Raw genomic sequence first — 22,809 nt, 5'->3', positions numbered from 1 at the left:
ATGGGAATGTTCCCATTTCAATCAGATAAGGGATCTGAGAGTATTTGAGTTATCGAGTGGGAACATTCCCATTCGTTCGAGACAAATAATGACAGACAACCCAACACAGACCTATTTTTATAACGATGGACAATCGGCATGAGTAAGATTAACCAACAGCAGATAGAGCGTTTGGTCGAGTTAATCGGCGGAAAGGACAACATAGCAAGCGTCAGCCACTGCCTAACCCGTTTGCGCTTTGTTTTGGCAGACACCGACAAGGCACAAATCAAAGAGATCGAAAAACTGAGCATGGTGAAAGGCTGTTTCACCAACGCCGGCCAGTTTCAGGTCGTGATCGGTACTGAAGTGGACGAGGTGTACAAAGCACTGAATGCGTATACCGGCAACTCTGGTGCCAGCAAGGAAGAAGCCAAAGTTGCTGCTCGCCAGAATATGAGCCTGTTGGAGCGTGGGATTTCCCATCTTGCTGAAATCTTTGTCCCATTGCTTCCTGCAATTATTACCGGTGGTTTGATCCTCGGTTTCCGTAATGTCATCGGCGATATCAAGATGTTCGATGGCCAGACATTGACTGAAATCAGCCAGTTCTGGGCAACCGTCCACTCTTTTCTATGGTTGATTGGTGAAGCGATCTTCTTCTTCTTGCCTGTCGGCGTCTGTTGGTCAACCGTGAAGAAGCTGGGCGGCACCCCAATCCTGGGTATCGTCTTGGGGGTAACACTGGTTTCCCCGCAATTGATGAATGCTTATTTGATAGGGCAACAACTGCCTGAAGTGTGGGACTTTGGCCTCTTCACCATTGAGAAGGTTGGTTATCAAGCCCAGGTGATCCCAGCGATGCTGGCTGGTATTGCGTTGGCATTGATTGAAACCAACCTGAAAAAAATCATTCCCGCTTATCTATACCTGGTGATTGTACCGTTCGTCTCGATCATTACTGCCGTTATTCTGGCTCACGCATTTATCGGTCCGTTCGGCCGTATGCTAGGCGATGGTGTAGGTTACGCAGCACAAGCAGCCATGACCGGTGATTTTGCCATCTTCGGTGCGATGATCTTCGGCTTCCTATACGCCCCATTGGTGATTACCGGTATCCACCACACAACTAACGCCGTGGATTTGCAGTTGATGCAGTCGATGGGCGGGACGCCGATCTGGCCTTTGATTGCACTATCAAACATTGCCCAAGCTTCCGCGGTAGTGGCCATCATTATCATCAGCAAGAAAACCAATGAGCGTGAAATTTCGGTTCCGGCAGCGATTTCGGCTTACCTTGGTGTGACAGAGCCAGCGATGTACGGCATCAACTTGAAATACAAATTCCCAATGCTTAGCGCCATGATTGGCTCTGCGATTGCAGCTGCGATTTGTGGTAGCGCGGGTGTGATGGCGAACGGTATCGGTGTCGGTGGACTACCGGGTATCCTATCGATTCAGCCACAGTATTGGCTGGTGTACTTCATCGCGATGGTCGTTGCGATTGTGGTACCGATGGCACTGACCTTGTTCATGTACAAGCGTGCCGAAGCGAAAGGCGAGCTGAGTGAAGCGACAGCCTAGCTTATGGCCGAAATTACGGCCTAGGAGCAGGAAACCCCCTGAGTGATTTTGTAGCTGGTCGAAACGATTTCTAGGGCCAGCTACCTTTTTCTGATTTATTAAGTGTGCAGGTTATTATGTTGAAAGAGCAACTTGAATGGTGGCGTACTGCTACGATTTACCAGATTTATCCAAAGAGCTTCTGTGATAGTGGCAGCAAGGGAACCGGTGATATTCAAGGGATCATTGCTAAGCTCGACTACCTCAAAACTTTGGGGGTCGATGCGATTTGGCTAACGCCGGTATATAGCTCGCCAATGATTGATAACGGTTACGATATTTCTGACTACTATAATATCAACCCTGATTTTGGCACCATGGCCGACTTTGATCAGCTATTGGCACAAGCGCATCAGCGCGGTATCAAGATTGTCATGGATATTGTGGTTAACCACACTTCAACCGAACATGCTTGGTTCCAATCGGCGCTGGGTGATATGAACAGCCCGTACCGTGATTACTACATCTGGAAAGATCCGGTAGACGGCGCTGAGCCGACCAATTGGCAGTCGAAATTCGGTGGCAATGCCTGGGCACTGGACGAAGCCACTGGCCAATACTATTTACACCTGTTTGCCAAAGAGCAGGCTGATCTGAACTGGGAAAACCCTAAGGTTCGTGAAGAAGTCAAAGGCGTGATCAGCTTCTGGGCCGAGAAAGGCGTTGATGGCTTCCGCCTGGATGTGATTAACCTAATTTCCAAGCAGCAGGATTTTCCTAACGATGATATCGGTGATGGCCGCCGTTTTTATACTGATGGCCCTCGTGTCCATGAATACCTGCAGGAAATCAGTGAAGCCGTGTTCCAGAAGTATGGTTCGGTGACAGTCGGCGAGATGTCTTCGACCACACTTGAGCACTGCCAGCAATATTCATCGCTCGATGGCAAAGAGCTGTCGATGGTGTTCAACTTCCACCACTTGAAAGTCGATTACCCAAATGGCGAAAAGTGGACCAAAGCACCGTTTGATTTCCATCAGCTCAAATCGATTTTCAACCACTGGCAGTTAGGGTTGAATGGCAAAGGCTGGGGCGCATTGTTCTGGTGTAACCATGACCAACCCCGCGTCGTGAGCCGATTGGGCGATGACAAGCAATTCCGTGTCGAATCAGCCAAGATGTTGGGGGCATCGGTTCACATGATGCAGGGAACACCGTATATCTTCCAAGGTGAAGAAATTGGCATGACCAACCCGGGTTATACCTCGATAGAGCAATACCGAGATGTAGAAAGTACCAACATGTATGACATCATGGTGAACCAACAAGGTGTAGCCCATGATGAGATGATGGCTATTCTGGCACAAAAGTCCCGTGATAATGCCCGTACTCCAATGCAATGGGACGATAGTGAGTTTGCCGGTTTCTCTAAAGCGCCGCCTTGGTTGCAAGTCGCGGACAGCTATCCACAAATCAATGCCAAAACTGCAGTGGAAGATGAAAACTCCGTATTCCACTTCTACCGTCAGCTTATTCAGTTGCGAAAGGAAGTCGCAGTGATCACCGACGGTGATTACACTGATTTAATGCCAGAGCACGACCGTATCTACTGCTATAAGCGAGAATCAGACAGCCAGATCTTACTGTGCGTAAATAACTATTACGGTGAGGACGTGGAGTGTCAGTTGCCACTTGAGCTGGATGTAGCGAGCGGCGAATGTTTACTGTCGAACTATGCTGAGTCGATGACAGTGGTTCAGGAGAATCACTTCACATTGAAGCCTTATGAGACGCGGATTATCGTCATTGCCAAGTAAGCCGGAATTGACTTGAAGTGGCTGAGAGCTCCTGCATAGTTTAATGATCAAAATGGTAAAATAAAAAAAGCGCCGAGTGGCGCTTTTTTTGTCGTTGAACTCCCCCCCATCATGACGCCATTGCCAGATAACCTTGAGTAGGAGCCGTATTGGCTGTCACGGAGTCTTTAAGCTGACAGTATGTTTCAATACGGGCATTTGCTCTTTCTACCTGTCCCGGTAGCGGCCGCGCTGAAGCATAGGGACGAGTTCCCCAATAGAACTGATAGAAGGTCTCGAAGCAGCGGGCAACGCGATTGGGGGTAGACTCTTTTAGGCAACCATCAATGAGCTTCCATGCTGGGCCCTGAGGGGGAAAGTTTGGCTTAACTTTAGTGAGATATGCCGTTATCCACCGACCGCGATCGAGTGGCTTGTTCATACAAACACCAATCGCAGTATGCGATAAGACCGTCATTAAATCATCCGTATTGGCATTGAATTCATAGTGGGTTTCTAAAATGAATTTCAAAGGCGTCATAAGTTCGTCCTCTTTTTTATACTCTAATTAGTGAATATATTTTGTTAGGTAGTTATTTATTTTTGTGTTTATTTTCAATACTGAGCGCCACCTTAGCGGCAATGATCAGGAATACTGCAAATATTACGATGTTGTGCAGAACTGCAAGGAAATCATGAATATTCATATGACGGCATTCGCCATCATATATACTTGCGAAAATTCATTAACATTAATTTCAGATGGCATTTTTTCGGTGTCTTTTTTTATAAGAGCAACTTTGAAATCTTTGATATCGGGAAAATGTGTCTTCAAAGACATTCTGGCTAAGTCACTAGCACGGAGTGGGTGACTGGATGAATAGTGATAATGGCCATCGGCGATATCGACTTGAAAGATATACGTGCATGTGTCACGTACCGCCTGAACATATACTTTGACGGTGGCAGGGAAGTAATAGGCATAAACCGTCAACTCAGTGTGATCTCCAGACTGTGCCAGTACTTGGATGTCTCTTATTTCCACCGTTCCTTTCGCCGCAATATTATTACAGACCAATAGCTTTGCTACAGCCTCTGTCCGAGACATGGAAAAGTCAGTCATGAGCTCGTATTTCTTTGAGTGTATGTTGGTGGTGTAGAGTACAGAGGTTTCTGACTCGAAAATTTTTACAACGGTAGATTCCATCATATTTCTCAATGTGGGTGTTTTGAATGCGATACAGTTGATCTATTGAAGGGCAGAAGCCGCAGTGGTCAGTACGGCTTCTTGGTCGGACTTGATGCAACGGTCCTAACGATAGGTCAAACAGCGCGAGCGAATTGAGGCAACTGGGTGCCTTCTTTAGTGAGGGCGAGTTGCCAAACACTTAAATTGCGGCTGCGGAATGCGCCGGCACATGACAGCAGGTAATAACGCCACATTCGATAGAAGGTATCATTGTATTTATGGGAAATTTTATCCCAGTTATCTTCAAAATTACGGCACCAGGCCATGAGCGTTTTATCGTAATCTGGGCCAATGTTATGCAAGTCTTCAATATTGAATGTATCTTCCATCGCGGTCCCTAGCTGGGAAATTGATGGGATCACACCATTAGGGAAGATGTACTTGTTAATCCAAGGGTCGGTTTCGGACTGAGACTTTGGACTTCCGATGGTATGGAGTAAAAACATGCCGTCGTCTTTCAGGAAACGGTTAGCGCAGGTAAAGAAATCTTTGTAATTATCTGGCCCGACATGCTCTATCATCCCGATAGAGACTACACGATCATAGGAAATAGCGGGGACATACTGTCGATAATCCTGAAGGATAAAGCTAACTGGCAGTTTTTTGCTGCGAGCTGTTTCTATTCCTAATGCGGCTTGCTCTTTAGACAATGTCAAACCATGGCATATCACGCCATAATGCTCGGCGGCATAGTTCATGAAGCTGCCCCAGCCACAACCAATGTCTAGTATGTGCATACCTGGTTGTAAATCCAGTTTGCGGCATATCAAATCGAGTTTTGCTGTTTGGGCGCTATTTAAATCAAAAGACTCTTTCCAGTATCCACAGGTGTAGGTCATTCGGTCATCAAGCATAACCTTGAATAAATCATTACCAAGGTCGTAATGAAAAGGGACATCTTTATTACAACGTTCCACACTTTGTCGATTAAAGAAATTAACGACTTTTTGTCTGCCAAAGTGCGCGCCCAGTAAGAGCTTCGCTTTGACCCCGAGCTTCTCTTCTAAGTTGTGTTGTGTGATACGACTGACTAACTCGTCTATCCTGTCGCAGTCCCATAAGCCTTCCATGTAAGTTTCACCCAACCCCAATGAACCATCGATAAGGATTCTGTCGAGTACAGTCTCATCGTGTAGTCTAATATCCCAATCTCGTGTACCGTTTATTTTAATATCGGCTGGGCTTAATAGTTCATTGAAAAGTTTTAAATATGACATAACTTACCTGCTGAGTTTTACATAACAGTGTGAGATTTGAAAGTATCATGATATTGATATTTATGATGTTCATTTTTATCTAACATGCTATTTAGAAGAATTAACACTGGAATTATGTAAATGATGATTCAGGTTAATATTGATTGTTATTAATACAAAAAGTAGCCAAGCGATATTTGGAATGTATATATGTATGTGATAATAATACATTGTAATTTCGATGATTTTATATCAGCTAATGTTTATAGTAATGCCCGCACCCATTGATTGCGCTATTTTATAAACCTTAAAGATAATGGAATTGTCTTTGTATTCATCGGCTGATCTGCAAATAGGAATAATAGTCAGCATGTATATATGGTAAAACAATGACTGATACCACTACGATAAAATTGGCACTAAAAGCCAGATATGACATTCAAAAAGCAAATTCGTCAGTATTAAAACTTCTTCCCTTTATTGATCTTGAACATAGCTCGGTTGCTTTTCTGCCAAGTGACGTAGATGAGCTTAAGCTTGCAATTCTCAATATTCAGCGCTTTATGTATTACGTTGAGGCTGTTGCTGAAGAAGGAAGGATTATCAAAAAAAAGATGTGATGATCTAGAAAAAAGGCGGGCAGGATAAGCAAAAGGGCATCTTGATAGATGCCCTTTTTTGATGGGGGATTAATACTGCAAGCTATACGGTAGGAACCTGCGAAGCTAATAGCCAAATCGCCAATACAAAGAAGATCAGGCCCATAAATTTGTGCTGATTGGTACGGAACTTTTCATTTTTTAGCAGCGGCTGACCTAGGCTGCCGATCATGGTCACCAAGAACAGGTTGAACAGTAGACCGAGTACGTTAAGAAGTAGGCCTAGTACCAGCATTTGTTCGCCGGAAGTCGCTGTGACTTGAGTGGATACAAACTGCGGCAGGAACAGAACAAAGAATATCAACGCTTTTGGGTTAAGTAGGTTACTTACCACCGCGCGGCGATATAGGGTTTTGGCTATGCTTTTGCTTTGTTCTACTGTCGGTGCGTCAGAAGGTTGGGTACGCATACAGTCCCAGCCCATTTTTAATAAGTAAGCTCCACCTAGTAGGCGAAGAACTTGCAATGCTATAGGGTTCATGGCAATTAAAGCTGAAACACCCATGGCTGCAAGCAGTGTAAGAACCAACCCTGAAGTCGCATTGCCCAAGCTGGCAAAGACACCCACTTTTTTACCGTAGCTCAAGCTAGAGCTGGCGATTAGCAGCATATCAGGACCTGGAATGAGTAGCAGCGCAATAACAGCGGTCAGATAAACGGGCAAAACGGATAGATCAATCATGGCAATTCGGCGTTGGTTTACAAGGTGCTGGATTCTAGTCCTTTTTGTGGTCGATTTAAACGCATAGATTGTATTTTTTAGTTTGTTTATTTGCTTTGTGAGTGTTTTGTTTACTATTTGTTCTGTTGGTGTTTGCTTTATATCTGCATGTATTTTAAACGTGCGCTGAGTGTGAATTGATATCAACGTGGAATAAAAACAGTATATGCAGATGTTACTCAGTGTAACGAAATTTATCATGCAGAGGTTTGAAGAGCCGAAATACTCAAATAAATAATGCTATTGGTTTGATATATCAAGCAATAACTCCCCTTGGATTGTGGCTGATAAGCATGTTTTACTACTGTGATAGCAGTGTAATCAGCTCTCTTAAGGCGTAATTTGACGTCGAAAGGTCATTAAGAATGGTTAGTATTTATTGCTGCTTATTAAGCTGTTGTTTTAATTCAATTTTTATTTAAAGTAGAAAGCATTTAATAATGTGTTACAAACTTTAATAATGAGCCCTGTTGGCGTTGATAGAGATCATATTTACTTACTACTTATTAGTTAATAGTGCCTGTAAATTAAAAAGAGGCATTATTAATGACTATAACAAAAAAAGTTCAGTCCTACTTATTAAGTAGACGGAAGTTTATGCAACAATCAGCAGCTGTTACTGGTGCAGCTGCTGCAGCTAGCTCAATGGCCTTACCCTTTAAAGCGACTGCTTCTAATAATCCAGAGGTCGGTGAAGAGTCTATTAAGTACAGCGCGTGCTTGGTTAACTGTGGCAGCCGTTGCCCATTCAAAGTGCATGTGCGTGACGGTGTAGCTGTGAAAATTTCTCCAGAGGATGGTGTAGATGAGGCGATTTTTGGCCAGCATCAGATCCGTCCTTGTTTGCGTGGTCGCTCGGCACGTTTTCGTGCCTATAACCCAGATCGCCTGAAGTACCCGATGAAGCGCGTTGGTAAGCGTGGTGAAGGAAAATTCAAGCGCATCAGCTGGGATGAAGCCACTACGATTCTTGCCAATGAATTAACCCGCGTTATCGATACCCACGGTAATGAAGCGATTTATTACAACTACGGCTCTGGCTTGACTGGCGGTAACCTGCAAGGTCCGAACACCTGTCGTCGCTTGTTGAATGTGGCTGGTGGTTTCTTAGGCTCGCACAACACTTATTCAGAAGCGCAGATGAATGCTATCCAGCCATATGTCTTTGGGCAGGCTGGAAACATTTACGGGACTGAACAACAAACGCTGTTTTCTGAGATCAAAAACTCTGATCTTGTTGTGATGTTTGGTCAAAACTTGGCAGAAACCCGTATGTCGGGTGGTGGTCAGATTGCCGAGATCTACCATGCACTTGAACAAAGCAATGCCAAGGTGATCCTGATTGATCCTCGCCGCACCGATAGTGTGACAGCATTCGCCAGCGAATGGCTGCCAATTCGTCCAGGTACCGATGCTGCCCTTGTTGCCGCGCTTGGTCATACATTGATCAAGGAAGATCTTCTCGATGAGGAAATGTTGAACCGATTCGCTGTCGGTTGGGATGAGTCTACTCTGCCTGAAAGCGCACCGGAAAACAGTTCTTATAAGTCATATATCCTTGGTCTTGGTGAAGATAAGGTTGAGAAAACGCCTGAGTGGGCAAGCGATCTAACCGGAATTCCAGCTGTCCGTATCAAGCAACTGGCGCGTGAAATTGCAAGCGCGAAAGCGGCGTGGATTTCTCAAGGCTGGGGGGTTCAGCGTACCCAAACTGGCGAGCAGGCTTCCCGTGCAATCATGATGCTTCCTATCATGACCGGCCATTTTGGTCGCCACGGTACCAACATCGGTACGTGGGGCGGCAGCGTCCCTTATGTGCTATCGGGTCTTGGCTTGCCTAACCCGGTGAAAGCCTCTATCCCTTGCTTCCTTTGGACGGATGCTATCGTTCGTGGCACGGAAATGACGGCCAAAGCGGATCACGTCCGTGGTGTCGAGCAGCTATCGAGCAGCATCAAGTTCCTGTGGAACTACGCCAGTAATGTTGCGGGTAATCAGCACTCTGATCTAAACCGCACCCATGAAATTCTGGCTGATGAGTCTTTGCTTGAATTCAACCTGGTGTGGGATAACCACATGACGCCGACAGCACGCTATGCAGATTTGCTTCTGCCGGATGTGGCGACGATGGAAACGGATGATCTGATCAATAACTCTTACCAGTCTGGTGCATACCACTACATGGTTCGTGTACAGCAAGCGATTGAACCTATGTGGGAAAACCGCCGTGTGTACGATGTTTTGGCGGAAGTGGCCCAGAAGATGGGCTTGAAAGAAGCGTATACCGAAGGTCGCACCTACGAGCAGTGGTTAGAGCACGCTTATGGTCAAGTTCGTCAGAACAACCCAGCATTGCCAACGTTCGCAGAAACCGACGGTATGGGTGTGGTTGACCGCCGCTTGGCAGATTCTAGTGAGCATATCGCGCTGAAAGACTTCCGTGAAAACCCGGAAGCGAATCCGCTGAAAACACCATCAGGAAAAATTGAGATTTATTCTGAGGCATTGGCTGAACTTGCGAGTGAGCGTCCGTTACTTGAAGGTGATGATATTTCTCCAATTCCGGTTTATCACCCTGCGGTGGAAGGGGTTGAAGATCATGAGATGCTGAAGAAATACCCGCTACAGCTAACAGGCTTCCACACTAAAGGTCACACCCATTCGACCTATGCGTCGGTTGCACAGCTTAAAGAGGTCGCACCGGATACTGTGTGGATCAACGATATTGATGCAATGCAACGCGGTATTAAGCACGGTGACTTGGTCGAGGTGTTCAACGGCCGTGGCCGTTTGCGCATGCCTGTTAAAGTGACAGCACGTATTATTCCTGGAACGGTAGCGATTCCAGAGGGTGCTTGGGCACAGAAGAACAAAGATGGTGTTGATGTCGGTGGTTGTATTAATACCTTGACGACACAAAGGGCGACAGCCTTGGCGAAGGGTAACCCGCAGCACACCAACCTAGTTGAAATCAAGCGAGTCTAAGGAGAATAACAAATGAAGCAATACGGTTTTTTCGTAGACTCAGCGAAGTGTACTGGCTGTAAAACGTGTTCGGTAAGCTGTAAGGATGAAAAGGATCAGGATATTGGTCCTAAATTCCGCCGTGTTTATGAATATGGTGGCGGGATCTGGAAGAAAGACGGCAACACTTGGACCCAGGATGTCTTTAACTACTACCTATCAATCTCTTGTAATCATTGTGATGAGCCAACATGTGTCGCGGGCTGTCCAACGGGGGCGATGCACAAGCGTAAGGAAGATGGCCTTGTTGTTGTCAACCAAGATGCGTGTGTGGGGTGTCGTTACTGTGAAATGCGCTGTCCGTATGGCGCGCCGCAGTTTGATGCCGAGAAGAAGGTGATGTCCAAGTGTGATGGCTGCTTTGAGCGTGTCGCTGAAGGCAAGAAGCCGGTGTGTGTGGATTCTTGTCCACAGCGCGCGTTGGATTTCGATGAAATTCAGGTGTTGCGCGAGCGTCATGGCCAGCAGAATGCGATTGCGCCACTGCCAAGTCCAGAAATGACCAAGCCAAACCTAGTCGTAAAGGCACATACTGATTCGCGTCCGACCGGTGACTCGACAGGCGCCGTACTGAACCCTGAGGAGATTTAAGCCATGCATGAATTACCATTAGTCTTTTTTACGGTATTCGGTCAGGCAGCTGTCGGTATCTTCCTTTTGTCGCTATTGGCACATACTTCTAAGCAGATTGACGATGTTCAATTGAAAACGGCGAATATTGTTGCTGCAGCCTTGTTGCTCATTGGCTCAGCTGTGGGCGGTCTTCACATGGGACAACCACTGCGTGCGTTCAATTTGCTGTTCGGTTTGGGCCGTTCACCAATGAGTAACGAAATCATCCTGAGTGGTTTGTTCATGGCGTGTGCTGCTGCGACGGTGGCGTTTAGTTTCATGCCGGGTAAAGAGTCACTGTCGAAACTTGCCAACAAGGCGACGGTTGTGGCCGGCTTGCTGTTTGCTTGGTCTATTCCTCAGGTTTACCAACTGACGACAGTGGCAAGCTGGGATACGGCTCACACGTCACTACAAATGTGGCTGACCGTCCTGGTTGCCGGTGGTGCGTTTGCCTTGATGTTAGGTGCACACAAGCTAGGCTTTGCGACATTGGTTGTTGGTGCGCTGGTATCTCTGGCGGCAAAACCTGATTACATTGGTTTTGTTACTCAGGCAGCGCCTGAGTTGGCTGTAAACCAATATGGTTTGTGGGGAACACAGGCCGCTGCGCTGTTGGTTGCTGTGCTGATTGGTTGCGGTATCTTCACCCAAAAAGGGGTGGCAAAACCATTGTTGATTGCAGGTGCTGGTGTCATGCTAGCGGGTGAGCTGATTGGTCGTGTTGCCTTCTATAATTTGTGGGCAATTCCAATGTAAGCTGATGCTTAATGTTGCCCGGCTAGACCATATTGCTCGAAGGCGTATGGTAGGGTTGGGCAACGGCAGGCTTCTCGTTGGTATAATCACATTTCGTTCAGGGAAAAATAGATGATAACCCTTGTACCTAGACTTTTAGGTTTCCTTTTTTACTACTCTCCAACGCACCCATCCGCTGAAGCAATTCTACCGGCTCTTGCCGATTTGCCAGAGCATTTTGAATCGCAAGGCCAAGAACAAGTCAGTGCTCTAATCCAAGAGATAAATGGCTTACCTGTTGAACAACTTGAATGTGAATTCAGTCTGTTGTTTGAAGGGTTGGGTGAGATGTCTGCGCCACCATGGGGATCGGTGTACCTTGATAAGGAAAGCATCGTCATGGGAGAGTCCACGGTTGAATATCGACGTTTTTTGGCCAGCAATGGGATAACGCTCGATACTCACATGCGTGAGCCGGATGACCAGTTTGGTTTGATGTTGTTGGCTTTCGTTGAGTTGATGGAATCAGAAAAATACGATGCCAGTGCCGAGCTACTTGAACAGCACCTGCTGCCATGGGCTTTCCGCTATCTGGAAACGGTACAACAGGTCGACAACATTTCGTGTTTCTATCCCAACCTTGCCAAAGTGGCGCAATGTTATCTCACTTCATTGGTTGAAAGATTGGAGCTATCACCAGCCTCTAAGCCTTTACACAAATAAGGCCCGGCCAATGTAATGGGTAAGAGCATAGTCCTAAGGAGCGTGACGTTACTTGGGACTATGACTTTCAGCCTCAAAGTCAGGATGAAGATGTGACCATTGTTTCCATCAACCAAAGCCAACTACCGTCTTCCGTTTCACTGTTGGTAAAAGCGGTGTTTAAAAAGGGCTTTGAACCTTTGCCAAAGATAGCGGTTACTATCGACGGCTTTATTTTTGAGAGCGATGACGTCAACCGTTACAACGCTTGCTGTGGCTTACCGCAAGATACCCTCCCACTTCCTTTCTTGTTTGTCGCTACTCAACCCGCACAGCTGTTGTTGCTTACCCATCCTGAAGCCTCACTGAAGCTACTGGGTATGATCCATACCTATGTCAGTTTTCAACAAGAAATGCCGTTGGAAATAGGAAAGCCGTATGATTTCACTCTTGACGTTATTGCGTGTCGTAAAACTGATAAGGGAATGGAATTTGAGCTGGAAGGGGTCTTCAAACTAGAGGGGCGCTATCAGGCGGGATATCGCAGCCGTTGTTTGGTTAGAGGGCGAAAGTCAGATTCAGGTAAGCAAATAAAGCCTCCCTGTCCTTCCGAAGCACAAGAGGAGCATACTTGGTCAAGGCTTGAAACTTTATCTCTAACTCCTAAGTTAGCACGTGGTTATGCTTCTGTCTCTGGTGATTATAATCCCATTCATCTCCATTGGGCGACGGCCAAGATATTTGGCTTTAGAGCACCAATCATCCATGGCATGTATTCGGTGGCACGGATGTTCGCCGCGATTGAATCTCCTGTTCAACATGCTGAGTTTACTTTCCGTCGACCTGCTTTCTTGCCATCGAACGTAGAATTGGAAGCGCAAGAAGGGGAGTTAAGGATACTCAACAGTGAAGGGAAGCCGTTGGTCGAAGCAAAGTACGGCTGATCCGAACTTGCTGGTTGAAATGGCGTTTGTAGCGGCGGCGGGATAATTTCATCAGCGCGCTCTATGAAAAAAACCAGCCTTACGACAAAATTTTCTTTTTTGGCGTGATGAGCCATCATGATGTTGTACGTTAATGTTGCTGGATAACATCATGTTGAATTTTAATATGGAAGATGCAAGTCAGGTGTGCGTAGGCGCATTTGCACTTGCTGTCCCAATCTCTTTCTCTGAGGAAGCATGGCGATTAGGTGAAACGTTACCCACGTTAAACTTGGTGATGTTGTTCTGTTTAGCGGTGTTTTTCCTTGGTATCTTTACCTATGAGAGTGTATTTCAGAGAAACATAAAGCACCGCCTTGGTGGTTTTATCTTCCGTATCGTGATTGCTTATATTATTACTGCGGTCGTCGTCTCTCTTATCTTATTGGCATTAGATAAATTACCGCTACTTTCAGACCCTCTGATCTCATTCAAGCGCATTGTCGTTATCGCGATGCCTGCTTCGATGGGCGCGATTATTGTTGATAGCTTTGATAAAGAATAAGCCTAAACGAAAAAGCTCCCCAAACCATACCAGGTTTCAAGGGAGCTTGTTCTCATTCAGTTAAGTGGCTTCTTTGCTTTTAGTCTCAATATCTCCACTTGTTCTCGCCGCGAGTTTATTGGCAAGAGAATGGAGCTCAGGCAGCATGCGCTGAATAAGGTGCAGTTGCTGCAACACCATACGAGCCGATGTTGAATCTTCATCTCGCCATAACGATAGGCGTTGATCCAGCTCGCTATCTGACTCTGGCGCTTGGGCGCAGTGGTTTCCTTCCAGTTGGGCTGCCAAGCAATCCAAATGCTGGTGGATTTGCCTGTGGGCCAGCGAAACTAAGTGATGGGTACTTTCATCTTCCAGTTGGGTACGGTGGGCACCCAGCGCTGAAATATAGCTCAGCATGGCATGGTTTAGCGTGAGGAAGCGGAAGCTCTCATCGGTTGCCATGCGATAGCGACCTGGCTCCAGCAACATATTACTGATCGCTGAACTAAGCTGGGCATCGGTGTTGTGGGCATCGCGGCGGGCAATACGATAGCTCAAGCAGTCTCTTTTGCCGATACGGTACTGGCCAATAATTTGCGCCAAATAATCACGGTTTTTCTCTACGGCAGTCGACATCACCTTGTGTAAACGGCGAGCCTGCCAATCCGGCAAGATAAAACTGACCGCCAATACTGCCAGTAAACAGCCCAGTAGGGTGTCGCCAAGACGAGGCAAGATAACCGCAAACCCTTCGCCAAGCTGGTTGAAACAGAACAATACCAGCAAGGTGATAAACATCGTCGCTACCCCATAGTTGGCGGTACGGAAAGCAAAGAACATCACACCGGTAAATACCATTAATACCAGCTGGCCTTCTTGCCCCGGGAACAGGAATAGTAAAGGCATACCGATAAGCAAACCGGCGATGGTGCCGATAACACGTTGTTTGAGTCGCTGGCGGGTCGCACTGTAGTTAGGCTGGCAGACAAACAAGGTTGTCAGCAAGATCCAATACCCCCGTTCGAGATCAAGCCCGAGAATGATCCCATAACCGACCGTTAGGGCGATAGCCATCCGCAGCGCATGACGAAACAGCATTGAGCTAGGGTCAAGCTGAGTGCGGATCCGCTGCCAGCGTTCTTTCATGCTGCGGGCTTCGGTATCTGATAGCTCATTATCACGGGCGCTGTCGGTGGTCGACACATCCGGGTTGCTGACGTTCGATAGCTGGCGCTCAACCGTCGCGAGGTTGTTAAACAGATACTCTAGCTGGTTGATAAACACGCGACGCTTGGGGTCGTTCTGGTTTTTGAGGTAGAACAAGGACTCTTGCAGTTCATCCAGCGCCTTTACGCTAGCAATGCCATGACTGTAGGATTTCCCCATTGCCAGGGCATGAGCAATTTCTCGACACGCTTTCGCTTGTTGCGCGAGCAAACGCTGGAACCGGAACAGTACATCACTGCGCTGGAATTCTGCGGCCAAATCCTGGTAGCGGTAGTGGGAGGAGCTCGCACGCTCGTGGATATCCTGCACCAAGAAGTAGATATTGAGGAACTTATCTCCGGTTTCATTCGGGTGGCCGCGTCGGGCACGGTGCAGCAGCGTCGCTTTGGCATCGTTGAGTGCACTAACCACTTTGGCATTCTTGGTCGCGGCTTGTAGGCGAAGCGGTTGCGGGACCAAATCGGCAATAGGATCGAATAGTTGGCTTTTGCTATCAAGGTAACAGGCCAGTTCGTTAAACACTTTTGATAGGCTCTGCTGAACCGGTTGGTTCGGCCATATAACCTGCCAGCTCAGTGACAGTAGTCCGTACCATGTTGCGCCACCGAGCAGCAGCATGGGCTGATACCATAAATTCGTACTTTGATCGGCACCCAGCATGGTGTAAACCGCCAGTAGCAGCGAAGCAAAAGCGATGCTGGCGTATCGAGCGCCCATTGACCCCAGCATGATAAAGCCAAAGGTGGAAGTAAAAAGTCCAATGGCAAACAGTGGTGGGTAAGGGAATAAGATTTCGATAGAAAAAGAAGCGAGAACGAAACAAAGCAAGGTGGTGATTAAGGCCTTGATCCGCCCGGTCAGGTTGTCATCGGTTTCAGCCAATGCTGAAGCAATGATCCCGAGTACTAATGGTGTAACTTCTGACGTTGCTTGTAGGTACCAACAGGGGAGAGCAACCCCAACCAAGGCGATCAGTACGCGTATGCTGTAGTTTATTCGGTCGTTCGCCCAGTAACGACGCAAAGTCAATTGTAAGCGGCTATTTGTCATTGTTTTTATGGTCTTCCTAGTGAAGCGCTAAAGATAGCAAACTTACGTAACCAAGCGGAATAAATCCCTATAAAAATCATTGTTTCTAGGTCGAGCTGACCGTTTGCGCTTAAGTTTTGTTCGCCAGGGGGCATCTAGCCGAAGCCTTCGGGCAGCGTTTGTTGGCAATGTCTATTGCGTTAGCGGTTTATCAAGTCACTCAACGACATATGAAAGCCTTGTCTGTATAAAATCCCAACAACTCACTGTAAAAAACATCACAAAAGGTCAGCTTACCCATATTAATTAGCAGAAAATTTACGCATAAATTATTTTTGGACGCTATTGTATACCCAAGTGACTTTGAGTGGCAGAAATGGCACCTTGGTGAACGCCCGCAGGGTGAGTGTGCTTGGGTAAATTTATATAACTTGATACTCTAAGTCCAAGTCGTTTTTTCGTTATTAGGTTAGATATATCTAATAATATGCGCAAAAGTTAGCGTAAGTAGAAGTAAGTTGAGTGTTGGTGACAGAATGCGTTTAACAGCAGGGTGGCTGGCCCAATGGCTCGCCCAAGGTGATTATTGCAGTATCGCTCTTGGTGATAATTGTTTAGTACTTGATAGCCAGACAGAAACAGAAGAAATTCCTTTCGATGAGTGGGATGGCGCCATAGAGGTTCATCGTGGTGTGATGTGGGGCAGTTTTGAATTGACCTCCGCTGATCAAGAGTATTGTTGGACAATACATGGTTTGCCATGGCAGCAGTGTAAGGCATTTGCCAACATGTTGCTTGAAGCCTACCGTAACTGGGCGCAGGGTCGGGTAGAAAGGCTGGATAACATGTTACCGGAAATGCTAACCCGTATTAATGGCTATGCTGAAGCCGAAGGGTATCTGCGTGAATCTTCCCACCGCCAGTTACACCGTTACCTAGAGAACTCCTTAGCGGCAACCGGGTTAACCCGTGAATTGGCGGCATCCTTCCGACCGTTGGCATTCGAGAAAGTTGAGCCATGGCTTGAAGGGAATGAAGAATGGGTGGAAGAGGCTAACAGCCTGTGGTTGGAAAAAGAAACCGAAAAGTGGTCATCATGGTTCGATAAGTTTGAATCTTCGCCGTTAAACCCAACTCAGCGTGAAGCGGTATTGATTAACCAGGACCATAACTTGGTGCTTGCAGGTGCCGGTAGCGGTAAAACCAGCGTGTTGGTTGCCCGTGCTGCTTACCTGATTGCCAATCAACAGAGCCAGCCAGAAGAAATCCTGATGTTGGCCTTTGGCCGCAAAGCCGCCGAAGAAATGAGCGAGCGCTTGGCTGCCAAGGTCAGCGATCGTATCAAGGTTGCCACCTTCCACAGTTTGGGCACACAAATCATCAGAGCTGTTGAGAGTGAGATGCCAAGCGTCTCGCCGGTGACGCTGGATGAAAAAGCCCGTGCAGAATGGATCTCTAAAATATTGACTGAGCAATGGGAAGCGGCCGCTTCAGCTAAACGTTGGCAGAAGCACCTTACCCAATGGCGTATTCCTGGTTTTAAATCGGATAACTCGATGGAAAAGCAGGCCAAGAGTGAGCAACTGGCCGCTTGGATTTGGCGTCATATTGAATTGATTGGCCAGCGCGGTGCGAACAAGTCCCAGTTGGTCGAGAGTATTGAGCAGCACGAGAACGAATCGGCGCGTGCTCGGATGAAGAGCGAGCTGGCGTTGCTGTGGCCGTGTTACCGTGCCTACGAGCAGCACTTGAAGACCAGCAAACAGATTGACTTCAACACCATGATCCAGCGGGCGACCGAGTACGTCAAAGAGGGCAAGTTCATCCCGCCTTGGAAGTTTGTCATGGTAGATGAATACCAAGATATCTCACCGCACCGGTTGGCGTTGATTGAAGCACTTTGCCAAGCCGGTGACAAAGTGCACCGACCGACCTTGTTTGCCGTCGGCGATGACTGGCAGGCGATTTACCGCTTTGCCGGTGCCGATGTGAACCTGACAACTGGATTTGAACAGCGCTTTGGTGCTTGCCATATTACCGAGCTGGATACCACTTACCGCTTCAATAATATGATCGGCGAAGTGGCGAATGCCTTTATTCAGCAGAACCCGAACCAGCTGAAAAAAGATCTCACCAGCTTCAAAAAGCAAAAGCGCAAAGCTGTGACCTTGTTATGTCAGGATTTGATTGATCAGGAATTGGCACAACTGGCGACGCAACAAAAAGGCGACGTGACCACCTTGCTATTGGGGCGCAATAACAACCAGCGACCTGAAAAGCTTAAGCAATGGCAAGAGAAGTGGCCGCATCTTGGTCTGAACTTTATGACCTGCCATGCCAGTAAGGGCCGTGAAGCCGACTTTGTGTTTATCTTGGATGTTAACCGCGGTGTGTTCCCGGCGCCTGACCGTGATACAGGATTGGCTGCTTGCCTGCAAGCCCGCGGTGAAAGCTTCACCGACGCCGAAGAGCGCCGATTGTTCTACGTTGCAATCACTCGTGCCAAGAAACACGTATGGGTTTGCGCCGAGCCAGAGAAGCCATCAACGTTCGTCAATGAACTGATCGATGATGGTTATCCGGTAATGAACAAAATCAAGCGAGTGAAGACGAAGCAAAAGTAATATTGCTTTAACCTTCAGCCACTCATTAATAAGCGAGTCAGCTACCGTTAGCTGGCTCGTTTTTTTGTCGCTATCGCTCGATCATTCTTCAAATTTGAAAGGTACAGATAATAATTGCGAGGTACATTAATTATCACAAATAATGAATGTGATATGACGAATTATTCATCATTGCAACTCACAGAGATTGATGTATGCCATTGTTTTATAAGTGGATTAATGGATGATCAAAATATCTGTTTTGAGTGGTATGATGAATTGTAATGATGCACGATTCTTTATATAAAGCTGTTAGGTGCTAATTTGGTTGAGGAAATATCTGTGCTAAAGACAATTTATGATGGAATGTGGGATTCTTCTTATCCAAGAATAGAAAGTGGTCAATGTGATATCGATACGTTAATTAATGATCCTAACGATACTCGAAGAGGTATTACTGCTTTAACTTATCTACAAAACAATGGTAATGAAGTTAGCCGAAAGATAACTGATTTCTTATGTGAATTACAGAAAGTTGAGCCAGAGCAATATTACTATCCAGAAGAAGAATTACACCTAACTATTCTCTCTATTATTAGCTGCATATCTGGATTCCAACTGGATGACATCAATGATTTTTCATATGTTGAAATTTTTAAACAATGTATGCAAGCCTCAGAGCCGATAGATATTAAATTTGAGGGGATTACAACGTCAACATCTTGCGTTTTAATTCAAGGGTTTCCTATTGGGGAAGGTTTGAATGAGTTACGAAATAAATTTAGAAATAGGTATAAAGAATCTTCACTACGCACCACGATTGATAGCAGATATAGACTTAGTACAGCTCATGTAACAGCAGTTAGATTTACGTCTCAATTAATTAATCAACAGAAAGTGACTGATGTACTAAATAGATACAGATATTATGATTTTGGTACGGTGTCTTTTACTGAATTTGAATTGGTTTTTAATAATTGGTATCAAAACTTATCAGAAACTAAACAATTAGCTAGCAGTTCAATTAAGCTGCGCGTATAACAAATGCATCAACACGATTAACACGCGGCATTTTCAGTTTGAATTGGCTTTTGTGATTACGGTGTAATGTTTGGATTTAAGGCGGGCAACTTCACAAGGGCGTTATGTGATTTGTGGACAATTTATACATCTTATCGCTAGAATGCGAGTTCGCGGCTGCACATGAATTTCAGTCAACTTTAGAGCAAACACAATGATTGTAGAAAATGTGCTTCCTGACAATTACGCAGAAATGCTTAGTGTTTGGGAAAATTCAGTCCGAGCAACTCATGATTTCATCTCAGAAGAAGATATTGAGTTTTTTAAACCAATTATCATTGAGCAGGCTTTTCCTGCTGTCACGTTAAGGTGTGTGAAAAATGAAAGTGGTTCAATTCTAGGTTTCGTGGGTCTTCACGACTCAAAGGTTGAAATGCTGTTTATCTTAAATGAGGCAAGAGGACAAGGTGTTGGAAAAGTGCTACTGCAATACGCAATAGGGCAGTTAGGCGCAACCAAAGTCGATGTAAACGAACAAAATCCACAGGCAGTAGGTTTTTACGAGCATATGGGTTTCAAAGTCGTTTCGCGCTCACCACTTGATGATATGGGAAACCCCTTTCCAATTCTGCATATGACACTTTAAAGCTCGGTTTGTCGTAACCAGTTTGTTAGAAGAAGCGCCCAAAGCTAATAACTTTGGGCGTTTCCGTATGTGGTGAGAAAAATCACATATACCCAAGCTACTTCAAGATGCAGGTTCAGCGATAATTTATAAGCTTATAGACAAGGCATTGTTTTGAAGATCTAGTGGCTCTAAATCAAGAGTATATAAGCAATTCAAGCACCAAAAACACGAGGCAGTTTAGATGTGCAACGGCTTGGGTGTTTACGGCGGTGTGCTGAAGTTGCAGTTATTGTTTTGGCTGCTTAGCGAGGCATTACTCGTCATGGGGCTTGCTATACTAAAGTGATAGAATAGTATCACTTTAGTATTCCTCTGGAGCGGCTCTTATGAAAGTAGAACTAGTTACATCACTCAAACGTCAAGCAACTAAAATTCTTGCAGATCTCCACGATACTAAGGAACCTGTCTTAATTACCGAACACGGCAAGCCATCGGCATATTTGGTTGATGTTGATGATTACGAGTTTATGCAAAATCGTTTGGCAATTCTTGAGGGAATTGCTCGAGGCGAGCGTGCATTATCTGACGGTAAAGTGGTTAGTCACGAAGAAGCCAAGGACAAGATGTCAAAATGGCTGAAATAATCTGGACTGAACCAGCGTTATCTGGCCTCACTGATATCGCTGAATACATCGAACTTGAAAATGTCGTAGCGGCAAAACAATTGGTTCAAACGTTCTTCTCTAAAGTCGAACGTCTAGAGGCTTTTCCTGAATCGGGTCGTATTCCGCCTGAGTTAGAACATCTAAGTTATCGTGAAGTTGTCGTGAACCCGTGCCGTGTTCTCTATAAACAAGATGGCGACAAAGTATATATTCTATTTGTTATGCGTGTTGAGATAGATTTGCGTAAGTTCCTGTTGAGTAAACAATAACCTTTGGGGATGAGCGGCCATACAAATTGTTTAAGTAGGCAGTGACTTCTGGTTCCAATGATTTTAAGTGTAATCGTCGTGTTGCTTTAGGTTGCTCATTGCGTTGGTCTGCAACTTAACAGGGCTACATGTACTCCCCCGGTTGTCAACAACAGCGTCAAGTAATGAAAGGTTGGGATTGCCGCTCTACATTCGGTCTGTTTACTGGCTTTCGATGCCATGACCCTGGTGACACTACGCGGTTGCGGTTCCTCATTCGTTAGAAGGACTTATCGTTTTGTGAGTCAGTAACTTGTTTTGGTGATCTTCGCTGTGGATACTAGAATTAATTCTGGTTAGTAGGTTCTTCCGCCGTCAAACACGGAAGTCATGGAGTCAGTGTCATGGATTATGAAACGAAGCTTAAATTCGCACATAAAGAGCTGAATGAAAAGGGAGTATGGAAGTCAAATTACAACCCACCAATGGCTAAGCTACTGCGCAGAATTGGTCTGTGCTTTCCGCCTCCTTACTATCAGACTTTCATTAATAATTGTGCAATTTCAACGGTGACTTTTGCCCCGATTTGGGGAGTTCTAAATTGGTTCATGGCTTGGAACGATGCAGGTAAGCCAGTACTAGAAGCTGTTTATATGGCGCTGATTGGTGGCGTTCTGTTTGGGCTAATTATGTCTACGTTTTATTTTGTTAGGCGGACACAATTAAAACTTACGGACTGGCGTTCTTTGGGGGAATAGCTCTTCTTTTTTGTGAATTGTTGATAATTGGTCGTAAGACAGGATAATGGGCAACCGCTCTTCACCTTGAGAAATACCTGTAATGCGCCTTGATAAGTTTATTTGTAAAAGTACCGAGTTAACCAAAGCCGAAGCCGTCAAACGGATCAATTCTGGGCAGGTGGATGTTAATGGCATGGTTGTAACAAATGAAGCCGCTCAGGTTCATGAAAATAATACGATATTGTTGAATGGCATGAAGTTGAAGGCACGAGATTTTCGCTATATTCTCATGCATAAACCTGCGGGCACTATTTGCTCTAATATTGATGAAGTTTACCCATCTTTATTCAATCACTTAAACGTTGAGAACGTTTCTGAACTTCACATAGCGGGTCGTTTAGATGCAGACACAACGGGTATGGTTTTGATTACCGATGATGGACGCTGGTCATTTAATATCACTACGCCAACGAAAGAGTGCAGTAAGGTTTATCGTGTCGGTTTGTCTCGTGCGATTGCAGACGATGTAGCGTTAAAGTTCAAAGAAGGCATCCAGCTGCAAGGCGAGAAACAATTGACACGGCCAGCGGTCTTAGAAATTCTTGGTGCCAAAGAAGTTCTTCTAACAATTACCGAAGGTAAATTTCATCAGGTAAAACGGATGTTTTCTGCAGTTGGTAACCGAGTGGTTTCACTTCACCGGGAAGCGATTGGAGACGTTCGCATTGATATTGAGGTTGGTCAATGGCGCTATTTAACTGACAGTGAAGTGCAGTCATTTGTTAAGTAAGATCAGAGATTTTTAACGCTTGGCATTCTCCCTTCAGGTTGCGGTATTTCATCCAGTTGGTAACCCAACCCTTAAGGAACTCTCCTGACAAGTTACACTATGCGTGGACTCCGAGTGTTGAACACACTCGTGCTGCTCATGTCGACAACC

The 22,809-nt window shown here is 45.9% G+C and carries 21 protein-coding genes; 16 read left to right on the top strand and 5 right to left on the bottom strand.

Going from position 1 to position 22,809, the window contains the following annotated elements; translation table 11 throughout:
* Nucleotides 1-138 precede the first annotated feature (138 nt).
* Both treB and treC read left to right on the top strand, forming a co-directional pair.
* The gene (gene treB, locus ACVA58_RS06235) at nt 139-1,563 is read left to right on the top strand and encodes a PTS trehalose transporter subunit IIBC (protein WP_446509584.1); all 1,425 of its coding nucleotides are present in this window, start codon (nt 139-141) and stop codon (nt 1,561-1,563) included.
* 116 nt (nt 1,564-1,679) lie between these two features.
* Nucleotides 1,680-3,359, top strand: a complete 1,680-nt coding sequence (treC, locus tag ACVA58_RS06230) for an alpha,alpha-phosphotrehalase (RefSeq protein WP_446509583.1) — start codon at nt 1,680-1,682, stop codon at nt 3,357-3,359.
* Nucleotides 3,360-3,468: 109 nt separating this feature from the next.
* On the opposite strand, the gene ACVA58_RS06225 is transcribed toward treC, so the two are convergent.
* The 3 genes from ACVA58_RS06225 to cfa form a co-directional block, all read right to left on the bottom strand.
* A complete protein-coding gene (locus ACVA58_RS06225) occupies nt 3,469-3,879 on the bottom strand; it encodes a hypothetical protein (RefSeq protein WP_446509582.1) in 411 nt (136 codons plus the stop codon).
* A 162-nt stretch (nt 3,880-4,041) separates the two neighbouring features.
* Nucleotides 4,042-4,548: a hypothetical protein gene (locus ACVA58_RS06220; RefSeq protein WP_446509581.1), complete on the bottom strand. Its 507-nt coding sequence runs from the start codon at nt 4,546-4,548 to the stop codon at nt 4,042-4,044.
* 113 nt (nt 4,549-4,661) lie between these two features.
* Nucleotides 4,662-5,804: a cyclopropane fatty acyl phospholipid synthase gene (gene cfa, locus ACVA58_RS06215; protein ID WP_446509580.1), complete on the bottom strand. Its 1,143-nt coding sequence runs from the start codon at nt 5,802-5,804 to the stop codon at nt 4,662-4,664.
* A gap of 368 nt (nt 5,805-6,172) precedes the next feature.
* On the opposite strand from cfa, the gene ACVA58_RS06210 reads away from it, so the two are divergent.
* The gene (locus ACVA58_RS06210; protein WP_446509579.1) at nt 6,173-6,403 is read left to right on the top strand and encodes a hypothetical protein; all 231 of its coding nucleotides are present in this window, start codon (nt 6,173-6,175) and stop codon (nt 6,401-6,403) included.
* An 82-nt stretch (nt 6,404-6,485) separates the two neighbouring features.
* On the opposite strand, the gene ACVA58_RS06205 is transcribed toward ACVA58_RS06210, so the two are convergent.
* Complete coding sequence (locus tag ACVA58_RS06205; protein WP_446509578.1) at nt 6,486-7,124, bottom strand: LysE family translocator; 639 nt, start codon at nt 7,122-7,124, stop codon at nt 6,486-6,488.
* 585 nt (nt 7,125-7,709) lie between these two features.
* Between ACVA58_RS06205 and ACVA58_RS06200 the strand changes: the two genes are divergently transcribed.
* The 6 genes from ACVA58_RS06200 to ACVA58_RS06175 all read left to right on the top strand — a co-directional run bounded on the left by ACVA58_RS06200 (nt 7,710) and on the right by ACVA58_RS06175 (nt 13,727).
* Nucleotides 7,710-10,148, top strand: coding sequence for a DMSO/selenate family reductase complex A subunit (locus tag ACVA58_RS06200; RefSeq protein WP_446509577.1), 2,439 nt, complete (start codon nt 7,710-7,712; stop codon nt 10,146-10,148).
* Between the two features lie 12 nt (nt 10,149-10,160).
* Entirely contained in the window at nt 10,161-10,778 is a 618-nt protein-coding gene (locus tag ACVA58_RS06195; RefSeq protein WP_446509576.1) for a DMSO/selenate family reductase complex B subunit, read from the top strand.
* 3 nt (nt 10,779-10,781) lie between these two features.
* The gene (locus ACVA58_RS06190) at nt 10,782-11,558 is read left to right on the top strand and encodes a dimethyl sulfoxide reductase anchor subunit family protein (RefSeq protein ID WP_446509575.1); all 777 of its coding nucleotides are present in this window, start codon (nt 10,782-10,784) and stop codon (nt 11,556-11,558) included.
* A 111-nt stretch (nt 11,559-11,669) separates the two neighbouring features.
* Nucleotides 11,670-12,260 (top strand): molecular chaperone TorD family protein, encoded by a 591-nt coding sequence (locus ACVA58_RS06185; protein ID WP_446509574.1) that lies wholly within the window; start codon nt 11,670-11,672, stop codon nt 12,258-12,260.
* Between the two features lie 92 nt (nt 12,261-12,352).
* Entirely contained in the window at nt 12,353-13,183 is an 831-nt protein-coding gene (locus ACVA58_RS06180) for a MaoC family dehydratase (RefSeq protein WP_446509573.1), read from the top strand.
* Nucleotides 13,184-13,331: 148 nt separating this feature from the next.
* A complete protein-coding gene (locus ACVA58_RS06175; RefSeq protein ID WP_446509797.1) occupies nt 13,332-13,727 on the top strand; it encodes a DUF2391 family protein in 396 nt (131 codons plus the stop codon).
* Between the two features lie 60 nt (nt 13,728-13,787).
* Here ACVA58_RS06175 and yccS read toward each other — a convergent pair whose 3' ends face one another.
* On the bottom strand, nt 13,788-15,986 hold the full coding sequence (gene yccS, locus ACVA58_RS06170; RefSeq protein WP_446509572.1) for a YccS family putative transporter: 2,199 nt from the start codon (nt 15,984-15,986) through the stop codon (nt 13,788-13,790).
* 515 nt (nt 15,987-16,501) lie between these two features.
* Between yccS and helD the strand changes: the two genes are divergently transcribed.
* From helD to ACVA58_RS06135, 7 genes are all read left to right on the top strand, one after another.
* Nucleotides 16,502-18,589, top strand: a complete 2,088-nt coding sequence (gene helD, locus ACVA58_RS06165) for a DNA helicase IV (RefSeq protein ID WP_446509571.1) — start codon at nt 16,502-16,504, stop codon at nt 18,587-18,589.
* A gap of 321 nt (nt 18,590-18,910) precedes the next feature.
* Nucleotides 18,911-19,609 (top strand): hypothetical protein, encoded by a 699-nt coding sequence (locus tag ACVA58_RS06160; RefSeq protein ID WP_446509570.1) that lies wholly within the window; start codon nt 18,911-18,913, stop codon nt 19,607-19,609.
* 193 nt (nt 19,610-19,802) lie between these two features.
* Nucleotides 19,803-20,234, top strand: coding sequence for a GNAT family N-acetyltransferase (locus tag ACVA58_RS06155; protein WP_446509569.1), 432 nt, complete (start codon nt 19,803-19,805; stop codon nt 20,232-20,234).
* Nucleotides 20,235-20,602: 368 nt separating this feature from the next.
* The gene (locus ACVA58_RS06150; RefSeq protein WP_119912617.1) at nt 20,603-20,860 is read left to right on the top strand and encodes a type II toxin-antitoxin system Phd/YefM family antitoxin; all 258 of its coding nucleotides are present in this window, start codon (nt 20,603-20,605) and stop codon (nt 20,858-20,860) included.
* The gene (locus ACVA58_RS06145; protein WP_446509568.1) at nt 20,848-21,150 is read left to right on the top strand and encodes a type II toxin-antitoxin system RelE/ParE family toxin; all 303 of its coding nucleotides are present in this window, start codon (nt 20,848-20,850) and stop codon (nt 21,148-21,150) included. Before ACVA58_RS06150 ends, ACVA58_RS06145 begins: the two co-directional genes overlap by 13 nt.
* 383 nt (nt 21,151-21,533) lie before the next feature.
* Entirely contained in the window at nt 21,534-21,887 is a 354-nt protein-coding gene (locus ACVA58_RS06140) for a DUF6404 family protein (RefSeq protein WP_446509567.1), read from the top strand.
* An 82-nt stretch (nt 21,888-21,969) separates the two neighbouring features.
* Complete coding sequence (locus ACVA58_RS06135) at nt 21,970-22,659, top strand: pseudouridine synthase (protein WP_446509566.1); 690 nt, start codon at nt 21,970-21,972, stop codon at nt 22,657-22,659.
* Nucleotides 22,660-22,809 lie beyond the last annotated feature (150 nt).

The organism is Photobacterium sp. DNB22_13_2 (genome assembly GCF_052873915.1).
This window is presented reverse-complemented; position numbering and strand designations above follow the sequence as displayed.